We start from the raw sequence: 18,555 nt of genomic DNA, 5'->3' as shown, positions 1-18,555 counted from the left end.
TGGCTACAGTCGCGCCATGACTTCGTCTGCGCCTCCTTCCTCCAAGCCGGCAGTGCTGCTGTTGTGCGGCCTGCTGTGCGACGCCGCCATCTGGCAACCGCAGCGCGTCGCGCTGCGCGATCTGGCCGATGTGCAGGTGATGGATTTCGCCGGCTTCGACAGCATCACGCAGATGGCCACGCATGTATTGGCCGTCGCGCCGCCGCACTTTGCGCTGGCGGGACATTCGATGGGCGGACGGGTCGCGCTGGACATCATGCGCCAGGCGCCCGCGCGCGTGCTGCGGCTGGCCCTGCTGGATACAGGCATCGCGCCGCGCCGCGCCGGCGAACGCGAAGAACGACTTGCGTTGGTGCGACTGGCGCACGCCCAGGGGATGCAGGCGCTGGCGCAGCGCTGGCTGCCGCCGATGCTGCACCCCGATCACAGCGCCGACAGCGAGTTGATGGATGACTTGATGGCCATGGTGCAGCGGCACAGTGCGCAGAGCTTTGCTGGGCAGACCCACGCCTTGCTGGAACGCCCCGATGCGGGGCCGGTGCTCGCGCACATCACGTGTCCTACGTTGTTGGGAGTCGGGCGACAAGACGCGTGGAGCCCGTTGGCGCGGCATCAGGACATGGCACGACACATTCCGCAGGCGCGGCTGGCGATCTTCGAGCACTGCGGGCACATGGCGCCGGTCGAAGCACCTTCCGCCGTCAGCGACGCGCTGCGCGACTGGTTGCAGGCCGCGTGATGGCGCGTAGGCCGAACGGATGGCGCTACGTGGCGACTATCGCCGAAACACGCAGTCGGCCGGGTATCGAGATTGCGTTGGTCACGTCTTGAGGAGCGCTGCATGCACGAAGACGCCTCGATCATCATCGCCTGCGAGCAAGCGATCCGCCGGTTCGCGCTGTACAACGATCGCCATGATCATGCCGGCCTCGCCGCGTTGTTCACCGACGACGGTGTGTTCGCGCGCCCCAGTGCACCGGATGCGCCCGTGCGTGGGCGCGAGGCCATCTTGCAGTCGTTTCGCGAGCGTGCGCCGCGCACCACGTGCCACCTGATGCTCAATACCTTGGTCAGCGTCCAATCGCACACGCTGGCGCACGCGCACAGCCACGTACTGCTTTACACCGCTGGTGATACCGCCGCAGCGCCGCCGTGGACGGCGCAATCGCCCGCATTGCTGGGCAGCTTCGAGGATGTGCTGGTGCTTGAGCAGGGGCGCTGGTTGTTCCAGCAACGGCTCGGGTCGCTGCTGCTGCGGGTCGGCACTGGCTGAGTCAGCGCATCCGGGCTGCAGACAACACCTTTACTCATCGCTGTCCTGATGGCGCATGCCGCATGCCGCCGTCTTCCGGTCCCGTTTTCTCCTCCCTCCATGTCGCGTCGCATCGCAGTCATCCATTCCCTTTGCATCGGAGATTCGCCTAGTGGAACGCGTCCGTTCGTCTGCTCGTTGTGGTTCGGTGTTGCCGCGTGGGCTGTCGCCTCGTCAACCTGCATTGATCATCGCTGCCTTGCTGGCCGCAGCGTCGCCAGCAGCATGGGCGCAGGCTGTGCCGGAAACCGCGGCGCCACCCCAAGGCGTCAATTTGGGGGGCACCAGCTTCTTAGATGGCTTCGGCTCCATGAAGCCTGGATGGACGGCCATCGAGTATCTGCGGTACTACGATTTCGATGCGATCAAAAATGCCAGCGGCGACAATTCGCCGGCGTTCCGCGACCCCAAGGTTGGCGTCAGCGTCGCGTTGACTCAGCTCATCTATGTCACGCCATACACCTGGAAAGGCGGTTCGTTGAGCTTCAATGCGATCGTGCCGCTGGTCAATTACGATACCTCCGTCGCTGCCGATAGCCCGGTGCGCTTGAGCAGCAATGGCTTGGGTATGGGCGATATCTCGTTCGGGCCGGCGCTGCAGATGCCGCCGGTGATGCGCGAGGGGCGGGTATTCTTCTTCCAGCGATTCGCCATCGACGCCTTCGCGCCCGTGGGCAAGTTCGATCGCGATATCGCCATCAACCAGAGCACCGGTTTCTGGTCGGTCGCACCGCACTGGGCCTTCACCGTGCAACCCAGCGACAGTTGGGAAATCAGCGGGCGGCTGAATTATCTCTACAACTTCCGCACCAGCCGCGCCGGTGGCGTGCCGCCGATTCCCGGGTTCCGTTTTCGCAATGGCCAGGCCGGCGATGTGCTCTGGGCAAACTTCGCCAGCTCGTTCAAGGTCACCGAACAATTGCGTCTGGGCATCAATGGATATTACCTGCAGCAGTTGAAGAACAACCGCACCAACGACCAGAGCATCCCCGACAGCAAGCGCAGGCAGTTCTATGTCGGCCCTGGGTTGTCCTGGCGGTTCGACGAAAAGAACCTTCTCAACTTCAATGTTTACCTCCCTCTCGAGGTCGAGAACTCGGTGGCAGGCAATAGCTATAACCTGATGATCGTGCACTCGCTGTAACGCGCGCCGGTCCTGCGTCCCACATTGCCGGCGCAGGGAGGCCGGCGTGTGGGATGGAGGTGGTGCGATGCCGAGTGGATCGGCTTGCGCTGTTTGCGCCGTGTACTCCACGTCATCCATCAATATGCGGCACAGCGCGTGCAGTGGGTCCAACCGCCGCAACACGTGCGTTTCAGATTCCCATGCTGTGCCGTTGCGTGTTGGCGTGTTCGCGAAACAGTAATTCCGCGCGTGCGCCATCGCGTTGCTCGATGGCCGACACGATCGCGCCGTGTTGCCTGTGTCCGTAAAACAGATCGTCGTAGGCAAGCGCGGCAGTGCGTTGGCCGAACACGACGTTGACCGGGCTGACGAACGGCACCAATGTGCAGCGTTCCACGGTTTCGGTCAGGATCGGCTTGTTGGCCGCCTCCACGATGGCGCGGTGGAAACGGGCGTTCATTGCGCCATACGCCTGCTCATCGTCGGCGCAGAGGGTGCGGCTGGCCAGGATGCGGTCGCCTTCGCCCAGGCAGGCATACAACGTGGCGAGCAGCTCGGCGGGGGCGCCCCGTTCGGCGACGGTGCGTGCGGCCATGCCTTCCATCACTGCGCGCACTGCCAGTGCATCCAGGCTTTCCTGCTGGCTGAAGCGCCGCACGGCGTAACCACGGCTGCCCGCCTGCACCAGCAGCCCTTCCTGGCATAACGCCGGCAGGGCCTGACGGATCGGCGTGCGCGAAATCGCCAGGCGCTCGGCCAGTGCCGCCTCGGTGACGCGCTCGCCGGGCGCGAAGGTGCCGCACAGGATCAATTCGCGTAGCTGCTGAATCGCTTGCAATCGGTGGTTGTTCGCCATTGGCTCCATTCTCTCGCGCCATACCGCAGCGCACGTTCCTTCGACAGGGAAAACTCGCACTTACGTGTATAAAAACCTTGCGGATGAGATCGCTTGATGGCAATTTGGATCCCAAGGATACCGTTTTGGCGATCCGGAGTCGTTGGTCGCCCTCTTTTGGGATCCATTGCGTTGCAGATCCCGAATCACCCACTGATGCGCGCCTGCCCTGATCAGGGCCCGGCCCGCGTCGCAGGAGCGCAACATGGCAAGCATCATCGGCGGTATCGGGACCTCGCACGTTCCCACCACCGGGGTGGCCTACGACAAGGGCAAGCAGCAGGACCCGGTGTGGAAGCCGTTGTTCGACGGCTACACGCCAGTGGCTGCGTGGCTGGCCGAGCAACGAGCCGACGTGCTGGTGTTCTTCTACAACGACCACTGCACGACGTTCTTCTTCGATCTGTATCCCACCTTCGCGCTGGGCGTGGGCGAGCGCTTTCCGGTTGCCGACGAGGGCGCGGGCCTGCGCAACCTGCCGCCAATCCGCGGCGACGTGCAGTTGCAGGCGCATATCGCCGAATGCCTGGTCAATGACGAATTCGACCTGACCGTGTTCCAGGACAAGCCGATCGACCATGGCTGCGCGGCGCCACTGCCGCTGCTATGGCCGCATGTGCCGGACTGGCCGGGCACGGTGGTGCCGATCGCCATCAACGTGCTGCAGTATCCGCTGCCGACCGCGCGGCGCTGCTATCGCCTGGGCCAGGCGGTGCGCCGCGCGATCGAATCGTATCCGGAAGATCTTCGGGTGGTGGTGGTGGGCACCGGTGGGCTATCGCACCAGATCCATGGCGAACGCACCGGGTTCAACGACACCGAATGGGACATGGAATTTCTGGACCGGTTCCAGCATGCGCCCGAGACCCTCACGCATCTCACCCACACCGATTACGTGCGCCTGGGCGGTGCGGAGAGCGTGGAGCAGATCATGTGGCTGGCGATGCGCGGCGCGCTGGATGGGCCGATCCGCAAGCTGCATCAGAACTACTACCTGATGACCACCACTGCGATGACCGTGGTGCTTTACGAGCCCGGCGAAGAAGCGGCCGGCGCGCCGCGTTCGGCCGAGCTGCTTGCGCGCACTGCCGCCGCGGCCTGAGGAGGTGCTGATGAATCCGCAAACCCATGGCATGGAGCAGATCGGCGGCACGTACCTGTTCGATCTGCGTACCAGCAATCGCGCGCTGCGCCTCAACCGCTTTTTCTGGCACATGATCCGCGCCCCGTGGCGCGATCGGTTCTTGCAGGATGCAGAAGTATTGATGCAGGAAGCCGAACTCACCGAGCAGGAGAAGGCGCTGATCCGTGCGCGCGACTGGCTTGGCCTGGTGCAGTACGGCGCCAACTTCTTCGTCATCGAAAAATTCGCCCGTGTGGTGCGCATGACCAATCTGCAGGTCTACGCAATCATGCGCGGCGAATCGTTCGAAGACTTCATGCAGACGCGGCGTGTGCCCCATGCGCGCTGAGCGGTGCGTATTGGCCGTGCGCTGCATCGCCGCATTACCCGACTTCCCAACGTAAGGCCCACCCCCATGACAATGTCTTCCGTGTTCTTTGAACATCGCATCAAGGTGCGGCACCTGCGTGTTATCGAAGCGCTGGACCGACAGAAAAGCCTGTTGCGCGCCTCACGCGTCCTGAATGTCACCCAGCCCGCGCTCACGCGCGCCTTGCAGGAGATCGAAGAGATCGTCGGTGCGCCGCTGTTCGAGCGGCATTCGCGCGGCGTGCGCCCCAACGCGATGGGCGAGGTGCTGGTGCAGACTGCGCATGTGGTGCTGGGTCAGCTACGACGTGCGCAGGACACCTTCGAAGGGCTGCTGCAGGACGATGCGCTCACGATCACTGTGGGCGCCTTGCCGGTGGCGGCTAGCGGTTTGCTGCCGGCGGTGCTGGCCGCGCTGTATCGCACCGAACCGACGCTACGGGTGCGCCTGCTGCACGGCCGCACCGATGAGCTGTTGCCCAAGCTGGCCGGTAACGAGATCGATCTGGTGGTCGGGCGGTTGTATCCGCTGGCCCGCTACGACGCATTGATTCGCAAGGTGTTGTACCAGGACCCGATTGCGCTGGTGGCGCGCAGCGACCACCCGCTGTTCGCGAATGGGCCGGTGCGCATTGCCGAGGCGGTGGCCTACCGGCAGGTGCTGCCGACCCTGAGCCAGCATGTCGAACGCGACGTGGCGCAGGTCATGCGCGAGCACGGACTTGCAACGCGCGACCAGTTGCGTTCCAGCTCGGCCAGCTTCACGCGCGAAATCCTGCTCGGTACCGACAGCATTGCGGTGATGCCGAGCATGATGGTGGCCGGCGACATCGCACGCGGCGAGTTGCGTGCCTTCCAGTTGCAGCAACCCTCGCAGGCGCGCGCAGGCGGGGTGATCTATCGCGATGGCAGCGCAATCCACAAGCCGGGCGTGCGCTTGCTGATGCGCGAGCTGGAGCACCAGCTGGCCCTCATGGCCGAGCAGGGCGCGGTGTGGGTGGACGACCGCGTTGGCGAAGACGATGTATTGCTGGATGCGTCTGCGTGAGCGCATAAGGCTGGCGCAACGCGCAACGCTTGGCGATGCATGCTGGATTGCATCGACGCCCAGGGGCCATTGAGCGTGGCTGCATACATCGGAACGTGCGCCGCGCCACAGCAACGGGCAGCCCAGGCTGCCCGTCGTGCCGTTGGCGGTGCGCATTCGCGCCCATGCGACGGCACCTCAGGTGTCACTGGCCAAGGTGTCCTTCAAGCGCGCTTTTTGTAATTTGCCGGTTGCCGTGCGCGGCAAGGCGTCCACCACGCGCAGATGCTTGGGCACCTTGTACTTGGCCAGGCGTGCGGCCAGATAGTTGCGGATCTCCTCCAGGTCCGGTGCCGCAGCGGCCGGCACGATCGCCAGGTAACCCACCTCGCCCCATTGCGGGTCGGCCAGGCCGACCACCGCGCACTCGCGGATGTCCGGATGGTCTGCGAGCAATGCTTCGATCTCTGCCGGATACACGTTCTCGCCGCCGGAAATGAACATGTCCTTCTTGCGGTCGACGACCCAGAAGAAGCCGTCGGCGTCGCGCTGCACGATATCGCCGGTGCGGAACCAGCCCTGCCCATCAAGCACCTCGGCGCTTGCCTGCGGGTCGCGCCAGTAACCGGGGCTGAGGTTGGGGCCGCGCAAGAGCAGTTCCCCGGGAACGCCCGCTGGGCAGTCGTTGCCCTTGTCATCGACCACGCGCGTCTGCACCGAGGGCGTTGCGATGCCGGCCGCGCCCAGCTTGTTGCGGATCACATCGCAGTTCACCGACATGCCGAACACCGTGCCCGCTTCGCTCATGCCGAAGCCGCAGACCATCGGGATGCCATCGTCCAGCCAGCCAAGCAGATCGTCGCTGGCGTGCGGCGCACCGCCGCTGACCAATGCGGTGAGATGGCGCAGCGCTGCCGCATCGAAGCCGGGCTGATTGCGAAATGCCTGCATCATCTGCGGCACGCCGACGTAGTGTGTGATTCCCAGCGATGGATCGGCAAGCCAGCCCAACGAGCGTTGGGGCTCGAAGCCATTGGAAACCTGGATCGAGCCGCCCACCGCCAGCGCCGAGCGCACATTGGTGACCAGGCCGATGATGTGAAACATCGGCGCTTCGCACAGAAAGCTGCTGCGTGCGTCCACGCGCGTGGTGACGCCGAAGTTATGCGCGGCGTGCTGCAGATTTTGCTCGCTGAGCATCACGCCCTTGGGCTGACCTGAGGTGCCAGAGGTAAACAGGATCAGGCTCACACGATCCGGTGGAATCGATGGCGTGTCGGCAGGCTCCAGTGCATCGGCACTGGCGATAAAGTCCGCCAGGGCGTCCATGTCCGTGCGAGCGGCCGCGACATCGTCGCCCAGCAACACGCGCGGCGCTGCGCGTTGCAGCAGCGCATCGAGCTCGCTGGCGCTCAAGCGCCAGTTGAGCGGGACATAGATTGCGCCGACCCGCCCGCAGGCAAAGTGCAGGGCCACCTGCCACACCGAATTGCGCGCCAGCACCGCGAGCCGCTCTCCATCGACGCAGCCGCGCCGGCGCAACAAGGCCGCCAGACGGCCCACCAAGGCGTCCAGTTCGGCGTAGGTCCATTCGAGGCCCAGCACTAGGTCGCGTGCGGCAAACTGTTGCGGCGAGAGACGGGCGTGGAAGGCGATCGAGTCGGTCGGCATGGCCATGGCGCGGTCTTCTGGAAGAGTGGGAGGTGACTGGGTGTGGGTGCGGGTGCTGTGTGCGAAAGGTTGAGACGTCGCGCAAAAACGTGGTGCGCGAACGGCCGGTGCCGCCACACGCATGCCGGCGCACGGCAGGCAAGCAGTGTGCAATCGGTTGCTGGTGTGCATGCCAATACCCAGGCAGGCGCGCGTTGCTTGGGCTGTGCGCTAGCTCAGGTAGACGGTCTTGGTTTCGAGGAAGGCCTGCAGGCCTTCGATTCCGCCTTCGCGGCCGATGCCCGAGTGCTTGAAGCCACCGAATGGCATGCTGATATCGACCCACATGCCGTTGATTGCATGACTGCCGCTGCGCACGCGGCGCGCGATGCGATAGGCGCGTTCGGAGTCTTCGCTGTAGATGGTGCCGTGCAGGCCGTAGTCGCTGGCATTGGCCTTGGCGATGAGGTCGGCGTCGTCGTGGTAGTCGATGAAGCTCACCACTGGTCCGAAGATCTCCTCGCGCGCAATGGTCATGTCCGGCGTCACCTCGGCAAACACCGTCGGCTCGACGAAGAAGCCGCGCGACAGGTGCGCCGGGCGGCCTCCACCCATGACCAGGCCTGCGCCCTCGGCCTTGCCCTTGGCGATGTAGGACTGCACACGTTCGAGCTGGCGGCCAAGGGCCAACGGGCCCATGCCGGTGTCTGCCGCAAACGGGTCGCCCAGTTTCACGGCGCTCAATGCCGCGCAATACGCCTGCAGGATTTCTTCGCGGCGCTGCGCCGGCACCAGGACGCGGGTCAACGAGAAACACACCTGTCCGGCGAGCGGCATGGAGTAGGGCACCAGGCTGGGCAGCACCTTGGCGAGGTCGGCATCTTCAAGCACGATCGCTGCCGATTTGCTGCCCAGCTCCAGGCCAACCCGTGCCAGACGCTCGGCGCAGGCAATGCCGATCGAGCGGCCGGCCTGGGTAGAGCCGGTGAAGCTGACCTTGTCCACGTGCGGGTGGCGGATCAATTGCTCGCCCACCTCGCAGCCGGCGGGGAGCAGGTTGAACACGCCATCGGGCACGCCGGCGGCGCTGATGCACTCGGCCAGGATATAGGCATCGATCGAGGTTTCCGGCGAGGGTTTGGCCACCACCGTGCAGCCGGCAGCCAGCGCGGCGGCGACCTTGTAGCACAGCAATACCAGCGGCGCGTTCCAGGGCGTGATTGCGGCGACCACGCCAACCGGCTCCTGCACCACATGCACGCGGCCACCATTGGGGCGCACGCGCGGTTCGACGAATGCGTGGGTGGCAATCAGATCGGCGTAGTAGTCGAATAAATCCGGCGCCTGCTGCGACGCGCGCCTGCTGAAGCCGATGGTGGCGCCCACCTGGCCGGTCCATGCTTCGGCCAGCTCCGGCATGCGTGCACGCAAGTGATCGGCCACCCGCTTGAGCACCACGCTGCGCTCTTGCGCGGAAAGCTGCGGCCAGGGGCCATGGTCGAACGCGCTGCGTGCAGCAGCGATGGCCGCTTCGGTATCTGCGTGCGAGGGCTCGGTGTAGCACAGCAGCGGTTGTTCGGTGTGCGGCGCGATCACATCGACAGTGCGATCGCCGGTGCTTGCGCGCCATTGCCCATCGATGAACAGGCCCAGGGGACTGCGCGCGGCGATCCCGCGCAGCGTTTCGGACAAGGCTTCCATACTCCCTCCTCGGTGCAGAAAACCACTGGCAGCGCCAGCGATGCACGCAACGCGCACCGCTTCGGACGCCGTAGGACGCGCTTACGCGCTGTGTTTGCTGAGGTCGTACTCGCCCAGGCCGGGCTTGTAGCTCTTCTCGTCGATGAACTGACGGATGCCTTCCTTGCGGGCGTTGTTGTCGAACGAGTTGGCCGCTTCCTGCATGCGTACCAGGTAATCTTCGGCTTCGTCGTAGGTCATGGTGCCGACGCGGCGCACCGCATCCTTGGCGTACTTGAGCGCGACCGGGTTCTTGCGCAGCAGCAGTTCGGCCACCTCGCGGGTGCGGGCTTCCAGGCGTTCCAGCGGCACGCTTTCGTTGATCAGGCGCCATTCGGCCGCTTTCTTGCCATCCACCATTTCGCCGGTCAGCGTCATCCACATCGCATCGCGCATCGACAGCAGTTCCACCGCGACCTTGGTGACGCCACCACCGGGCAGGATGCCCCAGTTGATTTCCGACAGGCCAAACTGCGCCTCATCGGCGGCAATCGCCAGGTCGCAGGCGAACAGCGGGCCGAAGCCGCCGCCGAAGCACCACCCGTTGACCATGGCAATGGTCGGCTTCTGATACCAGCGCAGGCGACGGAACCAGCCATACGATTCACGCTGCGAGCGCCGCACGCCGCGCAGGCCCTGCGCTTCGGTTTCGCGGAAATATTCCTTCAGGTCCATGCCCGCCGACCAGGCGGTGCCTTCGCCGCCGAGCACCAGCACGCCGACGTTGTCGTCGAACTCCAGCTCGTCCAGCACGTCCATCATGCGGCGGTTGAGCGCCGGGCTCATCGCGTTGCGCTTGTCGGGGCGAGCGAACTTCACCCAGGCGATCCGGTTTTCGATGCGAACCGATACCACGTCATGCTCGTTCAAGCGGCGTCTCCTTCGAGTCGTGAGAGTGCTGATGTGTCGATGGGCTCAGAAAGCTTCGGCCAGCGCGCTATCTGGCGCGGCGGCGCGCTCCAGTGCAGCGCTGGCGTTCAACTTGCAGAGCAGGCGCAGCAGCGTCTGTTGTTCGCTGGCCTGCAGGCCGGTGCAGGTGCGTTCGCCTGCGCGCGCCAGGCAGCCCTGTGCAACCCGCAGCGTGCGTTCGCCCGAGTCGGTCAGGTACAGGCCCTTGCTGCGACGGTCGCGGCCGGCGAGGCGTTCGATCAGGCCTTGCTCGGCCAGCGCATTGGCGATCTTCATGCCGGCGGCGCGGTTGACCAGCAAACGGTTGCCCAGCTCGGTCTGGTCGCAGCCGGGTTGGTCGCGGATGTGGATCAACGCGGTCACGCGCGCCGGGGTGAGCTGTAGCTCGGCCAATTCCTGGCGCGCGGCGTGGCTGGAGGCCAGGGCGGCCAGTTGCAGCTGGTAGCCAAGGTCGGCGGCAAGTGAAAGGCGAGCAGTCATCGATCCGTCCAGATTGTATCCGTCAAATACAATCTGGCCGACCGAAGCGGGCGCTGCAAGAGGGGGCGAAAGCATGATGCGAAGCACAGTGCGCGGCTGCGTAGTAGCGCCGCGCCTGCCGTTACGACGATCAGCGAATCAGCCAGCCGGCGAGCTGTTCGCGGGTCAGGTACCCGCTGTGACGGGTGTCGAGCGCGTCGAATTCATCGGCCAGGGCAGGGTTGGCCTGCGCCTCCGCACGGCTGATGCGGCCATCGCCATCGGTATCCATGGCTTCGAAATCGATGCGATAGCTGCCGACCACGCTGCTGGGCTGGATCGAACGCACGATCACGCTGGATTCCCCGCGCGGGCGTTCCAGTTCGGTTTGATGGGTGACCTCGCCACTGGACAGCGGCTGGGTGCGGATGGCACTGGGCACGTCGATCAGCGGCATGCTGCTGGCCGGCGTCGTGGGCGCCTGTTGCGCCTGTGCGGCAGTGCAGAGCAAGAGCGACAGCGTGGAAACGAGTGTGGCAAGACTGCGGGTAGTCATCAGATCCCCCTGATGCGGAACAGCCCACAATCATAGGGCCTGGCGGCCTGTTGCGCTGGGCGTGACGGCGGCGCTGCGCTTGGCGGCCGGGATACGTTGCTGGAGTGTCACAAGCGGCGAACATGCCTTGTCGCGCTGCTGCGCAGTCAGCGTGAGGCGAGCACTGCGCATCGCATCGCGCAGTGCTCTGGTGAGCGCCACTCAGCCGGGGATGAAGGGGAACACGATCTTCAGCAACCCCTTCAGGCCGCCCTCCGCCGTGCTCGTCACCGCCTTGGCACCCAGGCTGTTGAGTGCCCGGCGCACGTCGTCCCAGCGCACCTGCGCGATGTCCTTCTTGAGCAGGTCCGACACCTCTTCTGCGGTGGGTGTGAGTTTCTGCAAAGCGCGCACGGTGGCTTGCGGATCCGGTTGCAGGTAGCCCCAGCGCTCGGCGATTTTCAGCAGCGTGTCGAAACGCACCGCGACCACTTCGCGGTTGCGTTCGTACACCGGCAGTGCACCGACATCCAAAATGGCTTGTTCGAACTGTTGCGCGTCGTCGGGGTGTTCGATGCGCACCGCCAAAAAGCCTTCCTTGCGGCTGCGTTCGCTGACATGTTTTGCGCCGGAGCGCAGATTGTCTTCGGTGAGCACGTTGGCGACGATCCGCTGCATCGCCGCGTCGCCCTCTTCGGGCACCAGCGAGCGCCAACGCGCATAGCCATCGCGCCGCAGCGCCTTGACCTTGGCCGAGGTTACCCGCAACTGCAATGCGACCGCCGCGTTGGAGCTGTTGCGCGAGATGGCGCCATCGCGTTCGAGCAGCACGAAGATCAACAATTCCAGGTCACGCTTGGTCAGCGACTGAAACCCCTGCAACAGGGTCAGGCGCAGAAATTGGCTGCCGAAGGCGGCCGCGTCCTTCAATTCGATCGGTTGCATGGGGAGTCCTCCACAGGTGACCTGCAGCATGCCAGGACGCTGTTGCGCGGCCTGAGAACCAATGCGACGCACACGCCAGTTTCAGTGTCCGGTTTCGCGCCCGCGACGATCGGACCTGAACGTTTCAACTGCGCCACGATCCTGCAAGGTGACGAACACCTGCTTGCCATCGGCACCGCCGAAGGCCACGTTGCTGGCCTTGCGTCCCTTCAATGCAACCGTGCGCAGCAGCTTGCCCTGCGGCGACACCACTGCAATCTGCCCGGCATCGTAGCGGGCGATGTACAGATTGCCGTCGGCATCGCAGCGCATGCCGTCCATGCCGAAATCGGCAAAGCTGATCAGCAGCCGTTTGTTGCGCAGGCTGCCGTCGCTGCCACGGTCGTAGACCCACACCTTGCGCGACATGCTTTCGTTGACATACAGGTGCTTGCCGTCGGGGCTGACATCCAGGCCGTTTGGCGTGGTCATCCCTGCTTCCAGCAAGCGCACCGCGCCGTCGCGGCCGATGTGCCACAAGCGCCCGCCATTGTCCTTCCAGTTCGGATCGCTGGCGTAGAAGCTGCCATCGGGCGCCAGCGCCAGATCGTTGGGGCCGTCTGCTTCGGGCAACGCCGCAAAGGTACTCACCGCGCGCGTTTGCATGTTCACCTGCAGGATCTTGTGGCCGGTGTAATCGGCGACATACATGGTGCCGTCGCGAAAGCGGATGCCATTGCCGGTGCTTGCCTCGGGCAAGGTAACGAACACTTCGGCACGTGCGTTGCCGTCCGCCTGCAGCGCAATGCGCGCGATGGTGCCGTCCTTGCCCAGGTTCACCGCATACAGCGCGCCATCCGGACCGGTCGCCGGGCCTTCGGCATTGTGTGTGAATGCGCCATCGCCGATCAGATCGCGCGCAACGAAGGGTGTGTCTGCAGCGATGGCGAGCGAACTGGACAACAGCAGTGCCAGCGGCAAACAGCGAAGATGGGCAGCGAGGGTCATGCGCAATGCTCCGGATGTGATCGCCAGCAGTGTGCCAGAACGTGCAGCGCGACCATGGGGGTGATCACACCCGATCAAGTAAGGTGCGCGAGCAGTACGCCCACACCCGCGAAGGAGGTTTGCATGTCCGTGGAATCGATCACACGTCGCCGCTTGCTTGCCGCCTTTGGCGGTGCAGGCATCCTGCTCGCTGCACCGACGTGGGCAGTGCCGAAGAAAAAGCCCGGAAAACCGCTCAATGTCGCGTTGGTCGGGTTGGGAAGTTATGCCAGCGAACAGCTCGCGCCCGGCCTGGCACTGACCAAGCATTGCAAGCTCGCCGGGATCGTCACCGGTACGCCGTCGAAGATTCCGCAGTGGCAATCCAAGTACGGCATCGCCGACCGCAATGTCTACAACTACGAGAACTTCGATCGTATTGCCGACAACGACGACATCGATGTGGTGTACATCGTCACGCCCACGCATCTGCATGCACCACTGACCCTGCGTGCGGCTGCCGCAGGCAAGCATGTATGGTGCGAAAAGCCGATGGCGATGCATGCCGGTGAATGCGAGGCCATGATCGCTGCCTGCAAACGCAACAAGGTGGCGCTGACGATCGGCTACCGCATGCAGCATGAACCCAATACGCGGCGCGTGATTGCGATGGCCAGCGAGAAACCGTTCGGCGCGATGCAGCGCGTGCGTGCCGAGGCCGGGTACAACGGCTACCAAGGCACCGCCAAGGCCGATCGCCCGTGGCGGTTGCGCTCGCAGTTCGGTGGTGGCGCGATGTACGACATGGGCGTGTATCCGCTCAATGCCGCCCGCTATACAACCGGCGCCGAGCCGCTGGCAGTGACGGCCAAGCGCTGGACCGACCGACCCGATCTGTTCGATGAAGTCGACGAGCACATGGACTTCACCCTGGAGTTTCCCAATGCGGTGCGCGCCGAGTGCAAGACCAGCTTCGGCAAGAACATGAATGTGTTGCGCGCCGAATGCGAGCGTGGCTGGTACGAGTTGTCGCCCTTCCAGAGCTACCAGGGCGTGACCGGCAGGGCCAGCGATGGCCGCGTGTTCGACGCCAAGGTGCCGCATCAGCAAGCGCTGCAGATGGACGAAGACGCGCTGGCGATTATGAACGGCACACCATTACGTGCACCGGGCGAAGAAGGTCTGCGCGACATCCGCATCGTCGATGCGATCTATCGCTCGGCGCGCGAGGGCAGCAAGCGCATCGTGCGGTAAGGGTGGCCGGCTCCGTCGATCGGCGGAGTGCGGGCACTGCATGCGCTGACCGGTGGGCTGGCTCAGCGTAGGCTGCACGATGCAGTGCGGGCGCGTTGTAGTGCTTGGTGAGCGCTGCTGCGCGCCCGTGGCTGACCACGAGCGCCGGCTACGCGGGTGAAATGCCACAGTCAGGCGTCTTAGGGAGCATGTGCCAACGCACGGCGGACTGCATCGCCTATCGATCGCATGATCGAAGCACTCTTGATGACTCTCCGCCCCAGCCCCACGCTTTTACGATTCCCGATTCCCGATTCCCGATTCCCGATTCCCGATTCCGCTCAATCCCGCATCGCCAGCACCGTGATCTCCTCTCGATCGTGATAGAGCTGCTTGGCGCGCACGCTCAATGATTTTTCTGCCTGTTGCTCGAACAGGTCCAGGCACAGACGGGTCTCGTCCCAGCGCTTTTTCATCGGTAGCTTGAGGTTGAAGATGGTGTTGCGGCACCAACCTTCGCGCACCCAGGTCGCCATGCGTTCGGCCACACGGCGCGGTTGCTCGACCATGTCGCAGACCATCCAGTCCAGCGGTTGCGCGGGCTTCCAGTGAAAGCCGTCGGCACGCAGGTGTTCCACCAGCCCGGTCTCCAGCACATGCTCGCGCAGCGGGCCGTTGTCCACGCTGGTGACGTGCACGTGCTGCCGCGTCAGTACCCAGGTCCAGCCGCCGGGCGCAGCGCCCAGATCGGCCGCACGCATGCCCGGCTTGACCAGTGCATCGCGTTCTTCGGGCGTGAGCAGCGTCAGCAAGGCTTCGTCGAGCTTGAGGGCAGAGCGCGAGGGCGCTTCCGGCAGCAATTTCAGCCGTGGAATGCCCAATGGCCACGGCGCGCTGTCGGCGCTGTCGGCCACCGCAAGCAGGGCGTGGTCGCCGTCGAGAAAACAGACGTGCAACCGCGGCAGGCGCGACTGCGGCTTGTCGGTGAGCAGGCCGGCCTTGCGCAGAGCCGGGCGCAGCGCATTGCCGAAGCTGCGCGCCAGGCCCGCCAGCGGCTTGCCCGCGTCCGAATCCGGGTGTTCTACCCACAGATCGCCGAAGCGCTGCTGCCCGTCCAACGCGGCCAGGATCGGCGTGATGCGGTCCTTGGGGTCGATGCCTTTCAGCTCGGCAATCACCACCAGCTTTTGCCGGGCGAAGATCAGCTCGCGCCACTGCAGTTTTGCTGCAAGTTGCGCGGCTTCGTCGCAGACGAACAGCACATAGCCGTCGTTGCGTTGGGTGCGCGCATAACCGGCAATGCCGACGAATGCGGCGCGCGCGCTCAGTTCTGCGGCCAGCTCTGGTTCGAAACCCTGCCGGCAGTAACACAGCAGGCCGCTCATCGCTGCACCTGCAGGGCGCCCGCTGCGCCCGCGACATCAATAATGGTCACCGCCGCCCTCGCCGTAGTTGCGCAGCACTGCACACGCCTGGTCGCGCAGTACGTCGCGTACCACCTCGATGCCGCGGCGGCTCAGTTCACCGACCCAGTCGGCCGGCAATGGGCCTTCGTCGAATTGCGTCAGCGCCATCACATCGTCGGCGCGCGCGCCGATCAGCAGGCGGTCGATGCCGGCCCACACGGTGGCGCCGTAGCACTGGCAGCACGGCTGCGCCGAGGTGGCCAGCGTCACCGGCGACAGCACATCGTTCAAACGCGGTGTCTGCAGGCGCTGTTGCGCGAGCATGTAAGCCATGTTTTCGGCATGCGCCAGCGAGGTGGTCTGCGGCACCACACGGTTCACTGCGGCGGCGATGATGCGGTGGTCCGGGCCGAACACCACCGCGCCGAACGGGCCGCCGCTGCGTTCGCGCACATTCATCCGTGACAGCTCGATCGCCAGGGCCACCTTTTCCTCATCGCCGGGATAGGCGCGGCTGTCGTCGACATGCGCGTGGATCCAGTCGGGCAGGGTGAGGTGGACGTGCGCGTAAAGCATCAGTGGACCGTTTCTGTAGGGGGAGTGGCGGGGCGCAGTGTATCGGCCTGCGCGTCCTTTGCGGCACATTGACCGGCGACGCACTGGCAGGCGCTGATCTCGCGGAAGCCGCACACGCTCATCATGCCGCCAGCCTGGCACTGCGCCAGTACGCCTCTGGGGTCGGTGGCGCTGTTGACGTTGACGCAGGCTGGAAACGCACCGCAACAGTTGCCGACGTTCTTCACCGTGCAATCGGCATCGGTGCGGCAGGTGGTGGTGACGATGACCGCTTTGCCGGCTGCCGGGCCGCTTGTCGAGCCGGTTGCCGGAGGCGGCGCGGCGGTATCGGTCGGTGGTGCGGCCACGCAGCCAGTCGACCCAAGGCAGGCCAGCAGCAATAGCATGCTCAGACACCGGGACAAAAGACGGGACATGCGGCCGCTCCGATCAGGATAGGTGAGCGGCCATGGTAAGCCCCGGATGCGCGGATGTGGCGCGCGCTGGATCAGCTACGACCATCACGCGATCCAGGTCTTGCGCGCGTTGCGGCTGATGATGCCAACGACGGCCTGGCGTGTGACCGAAACACGCCCGCAGCCTTGGAGCAGCTAACAAGACTGCTGTGCAGCCGCCAGGCGGGCGCTGCCGCTGCTCGGAATCGGCATGTACCACGCGGACCCTCCGGTTGCTCCGCGCGTCCGCACCCAGCTGATGACTGCTCGCGACGTTTCGTTAGCCGCTCTTGGTGCAGTCAACGCCGTCTGCGCAGTGCCCTGTGGCAGCGCGTGGCAAGGTCCAGTTGCTGCATGCTTTCGTCGCGGCGATCGCTGGGCAGATCGTCATCTGGCCGACCCGGCAGAAGCGTGCAGAACACCTCGGCCGGGGTCGCCGCGTTCGAGACGGGCGGCTGCGGCGAGCAGGCCGTCAGGCCGATCGACAGCGAAAACACCGCGCTGCGCAATGTGTTTGCAGGTGGGCGTAAGCATGGTGATGGCAGGCACATGGCGGCATCGCTGGCTGACACAGCCTGCAATCTAGGCCGATGCGTGCATCAGGTGCCGAGGTCATTTCGCTTCCGCATGCAGTGCTGCGCACCACAGCACGCCGACCAGCAGGCAGGCGATGGCGGCCAGCTCCAGTGGCGTAGGCAGGCGCATTTCCCAGGCGAAGCCGTACAGCAGCGCAAACACCGTCTCGAACACGATCATCTGCCCGACCAGGGTCAGCGGCAGCAAGCGGCTGGCACGATTCCACAGCGCGTTGCCGATGATCGAGGCCAGGATGCCCAGCAACAGCGACACGCCCCAGAAACTGGCCCACTCGAGCGGTGCATGCGCTGCACTGCCGATGAGGGCCGCCGGCGCCAGCAACAATGCCAGTGCGCCGGTGACCACGCCGGTGAGCAGCGACCAGTCGCCGCCGGACAGATCCGGGCGCCGTCGCAACCAGCGTGCGTTGGCGATCGAATAGGCCGACCACGACACCAGCGCACCGGCCGCGCACAGCAGGCCGGCGATCCGCGTCAGGCGATCGTTCACCTGTTGGCCGGAGTCGTCCTGCACGGTGTCCAGTGCCACCAATGTCACGCCGATCACGCACAGCACGCAGGGCGCGGCCAGACGTCGCAATTGCACCGCACCGGCGGCACGCGTCCCGATCACGGTGACCACCACCGGCAACAGCCCGATGATCAATGCCGTTGCCGCGCTGCCCGCCCACTGCACGGCGCTGCCAAGCAGCACGTAATAAACCAGATTCCCCATCAGGCTCAAACGCACCAATGCCCACCATTCGGCAGCGCCCAGCCGGGCAGCGGTCTGCCGCGCGCGTGGCGCCAGCAACAAGGCCGCGACCGTGCCATACGAGAGATACCGCGCCACCGCCAATTGCAGCGGCGTAAAAGCGCCCAGCAATTGCGGTGCCAGAAACACCAGCCCCCACAGCGCACCCGCACCGATTCCGCAGGCGACACCCACCATCAAGCGTTCACGCATCGTGCTGTTCCTCAGGGCGCGCATTGCAGCGTGCCGTGCGGCAGGGAGTTGATCAAGCCGAGCGCTGCAGCCGGAGGCAACACCGCCACGCCGCAACGGTGCGCTGTTCTAGCCGCTGTGATGTCCTCGGCCACACGCACAGCGCCGCGTGGGAACGATGGCACGGTGCAATCAGTGGGATGTCTTCGCAGTGCGTGCGCGACCGCCAAAACCGTGATGGTCTGGAGCGATCCACGGCGTGGCTGGCAGTGTGCGACGCATCGGCGCTGCGGCAGGAAGGGTGCGTGATGACGCAGATGCCGCCTCTG

21 protein-coding genes and 1 other RNA gene are annotated in these 18,555 nt (G+C 65.1%); 8 read left to right on the top strand and 14 right to left on the bottom strand.

The features are described 5' to 3' along the window. Positions 1-16: 16 nt before the first annotated feature. From J7360_RS02540 to J7360_RS02530, 3 genes are all read left to right on the top strand, one after another. Complete coding sequence (locus J7360_RS02540) at positions 17-739, top strand: alpha/beta fold hydrolase (protein ID WP_057660465.1); 723 nt, start codon at positions 17-19, stop codon at positions 737-739. Between the two features lie 102 nt (positions 740-841). Then, complete coding sequence (locus J7360_RS02535) at positions 842-1,273, top strand: nuclear transport factor 2 family protein (RefSeq protein WP_022558369.1); 432 nt, start codon at positions 842-844, stop codon at positions 1,271-1,273. Between the two features lie 151 nt (positions 1,274-1,424). After that, complete coding sequence (locus J7360_RS02530; protein ID WP_057660463.1) at positions 1,425-2,456, top strand: transporter; 1,032 nt, start codon at positions 1,425-1,427, stop codon at positions 2,454-2,456. Positions 2,457-2,628: 172 nt separating this feature from the next. Here the strand turns inward: J7360_RS02530 and J7360_RS02525 are convergent, their stop codons facing one another. Next, positions 2,629-3,303: a GntR family transcriptional regulator gene (locus J7360_RS02525; RefSeq protein ID WP_033481452.1), complete on the bottom strand. Its 675-nt coding sequence runs from the start codon at positions 3,301-3,303 to the stop codon at positions 2,629-2,631. 235 nt (positions 3,304-3,538) lie between these two features. On the opposite strand from J7360_RS02525, the gene J7360_RS02520 reads away from it, so the two are divergent. From J7360_RS02520 to J7360_RS02510, 3 genes are all read left to right on the top strand, one after another. Beyond that, a complete protein-coding gene (locus J7360_RS02520) occupies positions 3,539-4,435 on the top strand; it encodes a gallate dioxygenase (protein WP_209033190.1) in 897 nt (298 codons plus the stop codon). Between the two features lie 10 nt (positions 4,436-4,445). Next, entirely contained in the window at positions 4,446-4,805 is a 360-nt protein-coding gene (locus tag J7360_RS02515; protein ID WP_007965260.1) for a protocatechuate 3,4-dioxygenase subunit alpha, read from the top strand. Positions 4,806-4,871: 66 nt separating this feature from the next. After that, complete coding sequence (locus tag J7360_RS02510) at positions 4,872-5,873, top strand: LysR substrate-binding domain-containing protein (protein ID WP_007970087.1); 1,002 nt, start codon at positions 4,872-4,874, stop codon at positions 5,871-5,873. Between the two features lie 177 nt (positions 5,874-6,050). On the opposite strand, the gene J7360_RS02505 is transcribed toward J7360_RS02510, so the two are convergent. The 7 genes from J7360_RS02505 to J7360_RS02475 form a co-directional block, all read right to left on the bottom strand. After that, complete coding sequence (locus J7360_RS02505) at positions 6,051-7,529, bottom strand: AMP-binding protein (protein WP_209033188.1); 1,479 nt, start codon at positions 7,527-7,529, stop codon at positions 6,051-6,053. Between the two features lie 204 nt (positions 7,530-7,733). Beyond that, the gene (locus tag J7360_RS02500) at positions 7,734-9,203 is read right to left on the bottom strand and encodes an aldehyde dehydrogenase (RefSeq protein ID WP_209033185.1); all 1,470 of its coding nucleotides are present in this window, start codon (positions 9,201-9,203) and stop codon (positions 7,734-7,736) included. Between the two features lie 81 nt (positions 9,204-9,284). Next, complete coding sequence (locus tag J7360_RS02495) at positions 9,285-10,112, bottom strand: p-hydroxycinnamoyl CoA hydratase/lyase (protein WP_209033183.1); 828 nt, start codon at positions 10,110-10,112, stop codon at positions 9,285-9,287. Positions 10,113-10,157: 45 nt separating this feature from the next. Continuing rightward, the gene (locus J7360_RS02490) at positions 10,158-10,631 is read right to left on the bottom strand and encodes a MarR family transcriptional regulator (RefSeq protein WP_007965267.1); all 474 of its coding nucleotides are present in this window, start codon (positions 10,629-10,631) and stop codon (positions 10,158-10,160) included. 130 nt (positions 10,632-10,761) lie between these two features. Next, entirely contained in the window at positions 10,762-11,166 is a 405-nt protein-coding gene (locus J7360_RS02485; RefSeq protein ID WP_057659524.1) for a hypothetical protein, read from the bottom strand. Between the two features lie 201 nt (positions 11,167-11,367). Beyond that, positions 11,368-12,090: a hypothetical protein gene (locus J7360_RS02480; protein ID WP_057659521.1), complete on the bottom strand. Its 723-nt coding sequence runs from the start codon at positions 12,088-12,090 to the stop codon at positions 11,368-11,370. 81 nt (positions 12,091-12,171) lie between these two features. After that, a complete protein-coding gene (locus J7360_RS02475; protein ID WP_057659519.1) occupies positions 12,172-13,077 on the bottom strand; it encodes an SMP-30/gluconolactonase/LRE family protein in 906 nt (301 codons plus the stop codon). Positions 13,078-13,200: 123 nt separating this feature from the next. Here J7360_RS02475 and J7360_RS02470 point away from each other — a divergent pair, with 123 nt between their 5' ends. Continuing rightward, complete coding sequence (locus J7360_RS02470) at positions 13,201-14,310, top strand: Gfo/Idh/MocA family oxidoreductase (protein WP_209033181.1); 1,110 nt, start codon at positions 13,201-13,203, stop codon at positions 14,308-14,310. A gap of 320 nt (positions 14,311-14,630) precedes the next feature. On the opposite strand, the gene rlmM is transcribed toward J7360_RS02470, so the two are convergent. The 3 genes from rlmM to J7360_RS02455 are packed head-to-tail and all read right to left on the bottom strand — an operon-like array spanning position 14,631 to position 16,651. After that, positions 14,631-15,674 carry a 23S rRNA (cytidine(2498)-2'-O)-methyltransferase RlmM gene (rlmM, locus tag J7360_RS02465; RefSeq protein ID WP_007970434.1) on the bottom strand — a complete coding sequence of 348 codons (1,044 nt, stop codon included), beginning with the start codon at positions 15,672-15,674 and terminating at the stop codon, positions 14,631-14,633. Positions 15,675-15,710: 36 nt separating this feature from the next. Beyond that, the gene (locus J7360_RS02460; RefSeq protein WP_007965277.1) at positions 15,711-16,271 is read right to left on the bottom strand and encodes a nucleoside deaminase; all 561 of its coding nucleotides are present in this window, start codon (positions 16,269-16,271) and stop codon (positions 15,711-15,713) included. Continuing rightward, positions 16,271-16,651 (bottom strand): hypothetical protein, encoded by a 381-nt coding sequence (locus tag J7360_RS02455; protein WP_033481634.1) that lies wholly within the window; start codon positions 16,649-16,651, stop codon positions 16,271-16,273. The genes J7360_RS02460 and J7360_RS02455 overlap by 1 nt, the downstream gene beginning before the upstream one ends. A 265-nt stretch (positions 16,652-16,916) precedes the next feature. Between J7360_RS02455 and J7360_RS02450 the strand changes: the two genes are divergently transcribed. Continuing rightward, a non-coding RNA gene (locus tag J7360_RS02450) (sX9 sRNA) lies at positions 16,917-16,991 on the top strand. A gap of 13 nt (positions 16,992-17,004) precedes the next feature. Here J7360_RS02450 and J7360_RS02445 read toward each other — a convergent pair. From J7360_RS02445 to J7360_RS02435, 3 genes are all read right to left on the bottom strand, one after another. After that, a complete protein-coding gene (locus tag J7360_RS02445; protein WP_164514224.1) occupies positions 17,005-17,202 on the bottom strand; it encodes a hypothetical protein in 198 nt (65 codons plus the stop codon). A gap of 115 nt (positions 17,203-17,317) precedes the next feature. Beyond that, positions 17,318-18,247 (bottom strand): DMT family transporter, encoded by a 930-nt coding sequence (locus J7360_RS02440; RefSeq protein WP_209033179.1) that lies wholly within the window; start codon positions 18,245-18,247, stop codon positions 17,318-17,320. Positions 18,248-18,258: 11 nt separating this feature from the next. Further along, complete coding sequence (locus tag J7360_RS02435; RefSeq protein WP_209033272.1) at positions 18,259-18,522, bottom strand: hypothetical protein; 264 nt, start codon at positions 18,520-18,522, stop codon at positions 18,259-18,261. Positions 18,523-18,555 lie beyond the last annotated feature (33 nt).

Origin of the sequence: Xanthomonas sp. D-99 (assembly GCF_017746145.1) — a bacterium.
In the GTDB taxonomy this organism is placed as follows: Bacteria; Pseudomonadota; Gammaproteobacteria; order Xanthomonadales; family Xanthomonadaceae; genus Xanthomonas; species Xanthomonas cissicola.
This window is presented reverse-complemented; position numbering and strand designations above follow the sequence as displayed.

Bases quoted from the DNA above. Each gene is read 5' to 3' on its own strand.
- J7360_RS02540 (WP_057660465.1), top strand. From the start codon at position 17: ATGACTTCGTCTGCGCCTCCTTCCTCCAAGCCGGCAGTGCTGCTGTTG.
- J7360_RS02535 (WP_022558369.1), top strand. From the start codon at position 842: ATGCACGAAGACGCCTCGATCATCATCGCCTGCGAGCAAGCGATCCGC.
- J7360_RS02525 (WP_033481452.1), bottom strand. From the start codon at position 3,303: ATGGAGCCAATGGCGAACAACCACCGATTGCAAGCGATTCAGCAGCTA.
- J7360_RS02520 (WP_209033190.1), top strand. From the start codon at position 3,539: ATGGCAAGCATCATCGGCGGTATCGGGACCTCGCACGTTCCCACCACC.
- J7360_RS02515 (WP_007965260.1), top strand. From the start codon at position 4,446: ATGAATCCGCAAACCCATGGCATGGAGCAGATCGGCGGCACGTACCTG.
- J7360_RS02510 (WP_007970087.1), top strand. From the start codon at position 4,872: ATGACAATGTCTTCCGTGTTCTTTGAACATCGCATCAAGGTGCGGCAC.
- J7360_RS02505 (WP_209033188.1), bottom strand. From the start codon at position 7,529: ATGGCCATGCCGACCGACTCGATCGCCTTCCACGCCCGTCTCTCGCCG.
- J7360_RS02500 (WP_209033185.1), bottom strand. From the start codon at position 9,203: ATGGAAGCCTTGTCCGAAACGCTGCGCGGGATCGCCGCGCGCAGTCCC.
- J7360_RS02490 (WP_007965267.1), bottom strand. From the start codon at position 10,631: ATGACTGCTCGCCTTTCACTTGCCGCCGACCTTGGCTACCAGCTGCAA.
- J7360_RS02485 (WP_057659524.1), bottom strand. From the start codon at position 11,166: ATGACTACCCGCAGTCTTGCCACACTCGTTTCCACGCTGTCGCTCTTG.
- J7360_RS02480 (WP_057659521.1), bottom strand. From the start codon at position 12,090: ATGCAACCGATCGAATTGAAGGACGCGGCCGCCTTCGGCAGCCAATTT.
- J7360_RS02475 (WP_057659519.1), bottom strand. From the start codon at position 13,077: ATGACCCTCGCTGCCCATCTTCGCTGTTTGCCGCTGGCACTGCTGTTG.
- J7360_RS02470 (WP_209033181.1), top strand. From the start codon at position 13,201: ATGTCCGTGGAATCGATCACACGTCGCCGCTTGCTTGCCGCCTTTGGC.
- rlmM (WP_007970434.1), bottom strand. From the start codon at position 15,674: ATGAGCGGCCTGCTGTGTTACTGCCGGCAGGGTTTCGAACCAGAGCTG.
- J7360_RS02460 (WP_007965277.1), bottom strand. From the start codon at position 16,271: ATGCTTTACGCGCACGTCCACCTCACCCTGCCCGACTGGATCCACGCG.
- J7360_RS02440 (WP_209033179.1), bottom strand. From the start codon at position 18,247: ATGCGTGAACGCTTGATGGTGGGTGTCGCCTGCGGAATCGGTGCGGGT.